This window comes from Vibrio sp. 10N.261.52.C2 (genome assembly GCF_041471425.1).
GTDB lineage: Bacteria > Pseudomonadota > Gammaproteobacteria > Enterobacterales > Vibrionaceae > Vibrio > Vibrio crassostreae_C.
In genome coordinates this window covers 1-5437 of record NZ_JBFROH010000002.1, presented here as the reverse complement: position 1 = coordinate 5437, position 5437 = coordinate 1, and the positions used below count along the sequence as shown (strand labels likewise).

Here is a 5437-nt window from a genome sequence, read left to right as displayed (position 1 = left end):
ACTATTGGGGGTCAGTTCATGTCGACTGGCTTTTCATTATAGGCTTCGCTAATTACTCATTAGGATATTATGAGCTTGGCGCTACTCGTTTATCTTTCAACTGATCAATAACATAGTCAGGAGCTACTTTACCTAGCTCACCTAAGCAATCATCGGTCTTTTCATTTCCGTAGCGCACATAGATATCGCATACCGCGTATAGCTGCTCTGGAGAACCAGAGATCAAATATGCTTTCTCGAACGATTTAGTCGACTTGTCGATATCCAACTCTTCTTGTAATACCCCATTTAGGTACCAGTAGTAGCTGTTATCTTTCGCTAGCTTCGCAGCCACTTCAATCTCTTTGGCTGCCGCAGTTTTGTCTTCAAGGCGAACCAGAGTCAACGATTTCGAATAATGCAGAGCGGCGTTGTTTGGCACGCTCTCCAAACCACGATCTAATACTTCGACTGCTTGCTTATCTTTGTTCTGAGCTCGAAAATTATCTGCGTAGCTCAACCAAACTTGCGCTTCTTTTGGATGCGTATTGATCAGCTCTAGATAAACCGTTTCCGCCTTATCCCAGTCATTGTGCCAACGAAGCACATCAGCAAACAGTAATTGGTACTTTTCAGATTCTTGCGTTTCCAAGAAGCTAATAAGCTCTATGACTGGTGGTTCAATTTGTGCTTTCTGCTCGTCATCCAATGCATTGAAGTCACGGACTAGGTTTGACGTTGCCGTATGGCGAACCATGGTATCGCTGTCTTTTAGCAAGGGTGAAACTAACGCCCAGCGATGTTCAAGTTGGTAAGGTTCAGAACCGATAACCGCCGCTTCACGAACTTCAGGGTTTTGATCTTTTAAGCCTCTTGCCACCGCCACCAGCGCATTTTGGCTTGGATATGAAGCAAGCTCTTGCAGTGCACCAGTACGATTTTCAACAGATTGATTCTGATCTTGTGCCATGTAAGACAACTGTTGAATGCGGGTTTGAGTGTCCGTCATTTCAAGCACTTGATTGATATTTTGTGCTGGCGCGTCAACCGTTTGTTGAACGCTATTCGCAGCCATCGCAGACGTTGAAATTAATGCGGACGTTGAAATCAATAAAGCAACAGCCGTCGCTAAACTCTTCTTCATCATACTATTACCTTAAACTGGAGAACTTAGCCTGTCCTTAGACTCGTATCTGATTAAATTTTTCTTGGACCTGTTGATCCAAAGAACGAGTTAAAACTTGGTCTCGAACGTAGCTTGTTGCGCCTGTTTTGCTCGATGCGCCATCAATACTGAGTCGCTGAATTTACCATGAGCAACCGGATGCCCCATCGCGCGAGCGATGTACGCCATCGACTTATCGACATGAGAAAAGAACTTATGCCAACCAGCACATAAGTAGTTCAAACCCGGTTCACCTACACGAGTTTTGATAAAGCGGTTCTTAGGGCACTCACCATGACAAGCGAACTTGTAATCACACTGCTGACATTGACTGGTCAGTGTACGGGATTTAGCAAAACCAAACTTTTGCTGTGGTGCGCTGTACGCCAAATCATCAAGTTTCTCGTGATGAATATTGCCAATCTTGTATTCAGGGTAAACATAATGGTCGCATGAAAATACGTCGCCATTTGGCTCCATTGCCAAGCCCTTTCCGCATATCTCATTCAAGGTACACAGTGGGTTCGGACGCCCAATCCATGTTTCTACGCTCGCTTCAAAATACTGAACAAACACCTTGCCGATGTCGTTCTTGGCCCACTCGTCAAACACAGAAATCAAGAAGTTACCCCAAGCCAAGTCCGACACACACCACGATTCCATGATTGAATCTTTATGGCCGGGGATCAGGCGTTTGTCGCCTTGTTTAAGCTGCTCGCTTACTTGGGATGTTTGTGGTGCAACCGTTCTAAAGGTTTTTTGCTCAACGATAGGGATAAACTGCATTTGTGGCGACTTCACCACATCACGTAAGAATCGGTACACTTCTAGTGCATTTTGACTGGTGAGGTTATTCACACAAGTAAGCGTTGCGAATTTCACTTGGTGTTTGTGCAGCAGTTCAACGGCAGCCATCACTTGTTTGAATGTACCACGGCCTGCTCTGTTAACACGATACGCATTGTGCAGCATTTCAGGGCCATCAATACTCAAACCGATTAGGAAATTGTTCTTTGCTAAGAATCGGCCCCAATCGTCATTGAGCAGTGTGCCATTGGTTTGCAGGTCGTTTGAAATCAACACACCTTCAGGTCGGTACTTTTTCTGTAGCTCAACCACTCTTTCAAAGTACGCTAAACCCAGCATGGTCGGTTCACCGCCCTGCCATGAGAAGATAATTTCAGGCGTATTTTGACCTTCGATGTATTGTCGGATGTAGGTTTCTAACGTCTCATCATCCATTCTTGGAGAACTGCCTTTCTTGTACTCCAACAAATCTTGCTTACTTAGGTAGTAACAATATTTACAGTCAATGTTGCATGCTGCGCCAATCGGCTTAGCCATGACATGCAAGCGCTTAGACGCTTTACCGTTATATTGTGGACCTTGAGTAATATGCATGATTTACCTACCTATTTTAGTATTCTGGACCCATCATAATTCCTATTCGAACAGGTGACATGTTATACCCTTTATAACCAATAGGAATGACCTTAAACGTTAGAATTAGACCCTATTTCGAACATCTGAGGCACGTGATGAAATTTCTTAATTACAAACAGTTAGCAACAATTAGCAGCGTCACCATGACTATCCTTCTGAGTGGCTGTGCAAGCGTGCCTACACACCCCATCGCCCAACAAATTGACCAAGAGATGGTGTTGGTTGAAGGCGGCACATTCACCATGGGGTCGAACGGTCCAGAAGCGACCAAAGCAGAGCGTCCTGCACGTAATGTAACTGTAGATAGTTTCTATATTGCGAAGTTTGAGGTGACTCAAGAATTGTTCGAATCGGTGATGGGTTCATCTCTCAGTTATTTCCAAAACCCACAAGTTCCGGTCAATAACCTTAGTTGGCAGCAAGCAAACTATTTTGTTGAGCAGTTGAATGAATTAACGGGTGAAGAATACCGTCTGCCTACTGAAGCTGAATGGGAATTTGCAGCCAAAGGTGGCAATAAAAGTAAAGGCTATACTTACAGTGGTTCCAATAACTTAGATGATGTTGCGTGGTACTCAGCAAATTCTAAAAATAGCGCACATCCAGTCGGGCTAAAGAAACCAAATGAACTAGGCTTATATGACATGACAGGAAACGTGGGCGAGTTTGTTATCGATGCCTTCGATGGCACCTTCTACCGATTCGGTCCAACAGACAACCCTAACAACGCAAAACACAGCGACGTCGGTTTATCACACAAATCGGTTCGCGGTGGCAGCTTTGCTTATGACGAAAATGAATCTGAAAGTTACCGTCGTGACTTCGCAAGCCAATCGATCACTATGTCAGATATGGGGCTGCGTTTAGTTAAGGATGTGAACTAGCTAACGAAGCGAACTAACTAAAGATGCCGAAGGTTATGGTTCACTAATCGTCACCAACAATACTAAAAATACGATTCGCACTGCACACACGTTACAAATCTGGCCAAACGTTGGAAACCTGACCAAACATTAGAACTCAGCGGCAACAGTGAATAAGGGAACTCTATGCAATACACCAAGCTTTCAGGACTAACCCTCGCGTTACTCTGCGCTCTCCCAGCTTCAGCTGAGGAAAAGCCAAATCTAGTCCTTCAAATCACGGTAGATGGCCTGCGCGCAGATCTAATCGAACGATATAAGCACAACTTCGGTGAAGGCGGTTTCCGGTACTTAATGGATGATGGTACCTACTACACCAACGCAAACTACCAACATGGCAACACGGAAACGATCGTGGGCCATGTGTCGCTTGCAACAGGTGCTCCACCGAGCGTACACGGCATGGTAGGTAACGTTTGGTATGACCGTAGCGAAGAACGTTTGGTGTATAACGTAGAAGACGGTAACTACCAAATGCTGACCTCTGGTGCAGGTGTCGATAAAGCAACAGAGATCGACCCAACGCAGAAGACAGCACAAGGCGATGGCCGCTCTCCAGAGCCAATACTCTCCACCACGTTTGGTGACGAACTGACGATTTCCAATAGTGGCAAATCAAAAGTATTCGGTGTATCAGTGAAAGACCGCGGCGCAATCTCATTGGCAGGACACAGTGGTAAAGCCTTCTGGTTCTCCAAAGCACAATCGGAGTTTGTCACCAGTAACTATTACTATGACGAGTATCCAGATTGGGTATCACGCTGGAACGAGAAAGCGATTGCTGCTCAGTATTCCAAACAGAAATGGGAGCTCTCATTACCGCGTGATAAATACACGTTGCAAGAACACGATACCGAACACAAAGTGAAACTCGGTGACTTCCAACGCACCTTCCCTCATCCTTATGGCCCGGCAAGTTACAAGTACTACAGCACAACGCTAACCGTCAGCCCTGCTGGTGACGAAATCACGGAAAACTTCGCTAGCACCTTGTTGATGCAAGAGAAGCTTGGCCAAGGCGACGTGACCGATTATCTGTCAGTGAGTTTCTCATCAAATGACTACGTGGTGCACCTTTACGGCCCTGAAAGCCTAGAAACAGAAGACAACCTTATCCGACTTGATAAGACTCTCGCTAAGCTTTTCAAAACCGTGGATAACCAAGTCGGGCTAGAAAACACATTGATTGTGCTGTCTGCCGACCACGGTGTACCTGAATCTTCACCTGCGGCAAATGCGCTTGGTTTCAATCAAGCTCAATACTTCAATAAAGACACACTACTCTCGAGTGGTGTTGAGAAACGATTGAAGGATGAATTTGGTTTAACCAAAGACGCGATTCGCTTGTACGCACAACCTTACATCTATCTGAATCATGATCTGATCGCTGAGAAGAAGCTTGATCTGGCTAAGGTCCAAGAAGCTATTGCGGATGAAATTGCAAAAGTGAAAGGTGTTGCGTTTGCTGTATCAAGTAGTGACATTGCGGCTAACCGAGTACCGGATACGCATGTGATGCAGCTAATTAAAAACAACTACCACCCTGCTCGTTCTGGCGACGTGTACGTAGTATTTGCACCGCGCAGCTACATTAACGACATGGAAGGCCTCCAAATTGCCTCTACACATGGTTCTCCGTGGAAATACGACACTCATGTGCCTGTGATCTTTGCAGGCTACGACGTTGAAGCTAAGAAGGTATCGCGAGCAGTGACGCCATATGACATTGCGCCAACGCTTTCGAACAAACTGGGTATCACCCAACCAAGCGGGTCAATCGGAGAAGTGCTGCAAGAGATCACTGAGTAGACTCAATCTCTAAGGTTTCGTGAGCTAGATTTCGAATCCAGCACCCACTCAATAAAAGAGCCGTTTATCTGTTTCTGACTCACTAGGTCGAAACAAATAAGGTTCATCGCGGATTAGC

4 protein-coding genes are annotated in these 5437 nt (G+C 45.5%); 2 read left to right on the top strand and 2 right to left on the bottom strand.

The features are described 5' to 3' along the window. Positions 1–67 precede the first annotated feature (67 nt). On the bottom strand, positions 68–1126 hold the full coding sequence (locus tag AB4307_RS00405) for a HEAT repeat domain-containing protein (RefSeq protein WP_017060468.1): 1059 nt from the start codon (positions 1124–1126) through the stop codon (positions 68–70). 87 nt (positions 1127–1213) lie between these two features. Then, positions 1214–2545, bottom strand: a complete 1332-nt coding sequence (locus AB4307_RS00400; RefSeq protein WP_372130752.1) for an anaerobic sulfatase maturase — start codon at positions 2543–2545, stop codon at positions 1214–1216. A gap of 137 nt (positions 2546–2682) precedes the next feature. Here AB4307_RS00400 and AB4307_RS00395 point away from each other — a divergent pair, with 137 nt between their 5' ends. After that, complete coding sequence (locus AB4307_RS00395; protein WP_372130750.1) at positions 2683–3471, top strand: formylglycine-generating enzyme family protein; 789 nt, start codon at positions 2683–2685, stop codon at positions 3469–3471. A 165-nt stretch (positions 3472–3636) separates the two neighbouring features. Next, positions 3637–5319: an alkaline phosphatase family protein gene (locus tag AB4307_RS00390; RefSeq protein ID WP_102332856.1), complete on the top strand. Its 1683-nt coding sequence runs from the start codon at positions 3637–3639 to the stop codon at positions 5317–5319. Positions 5320–5437 lie beyond the last annotated feature (118 nt).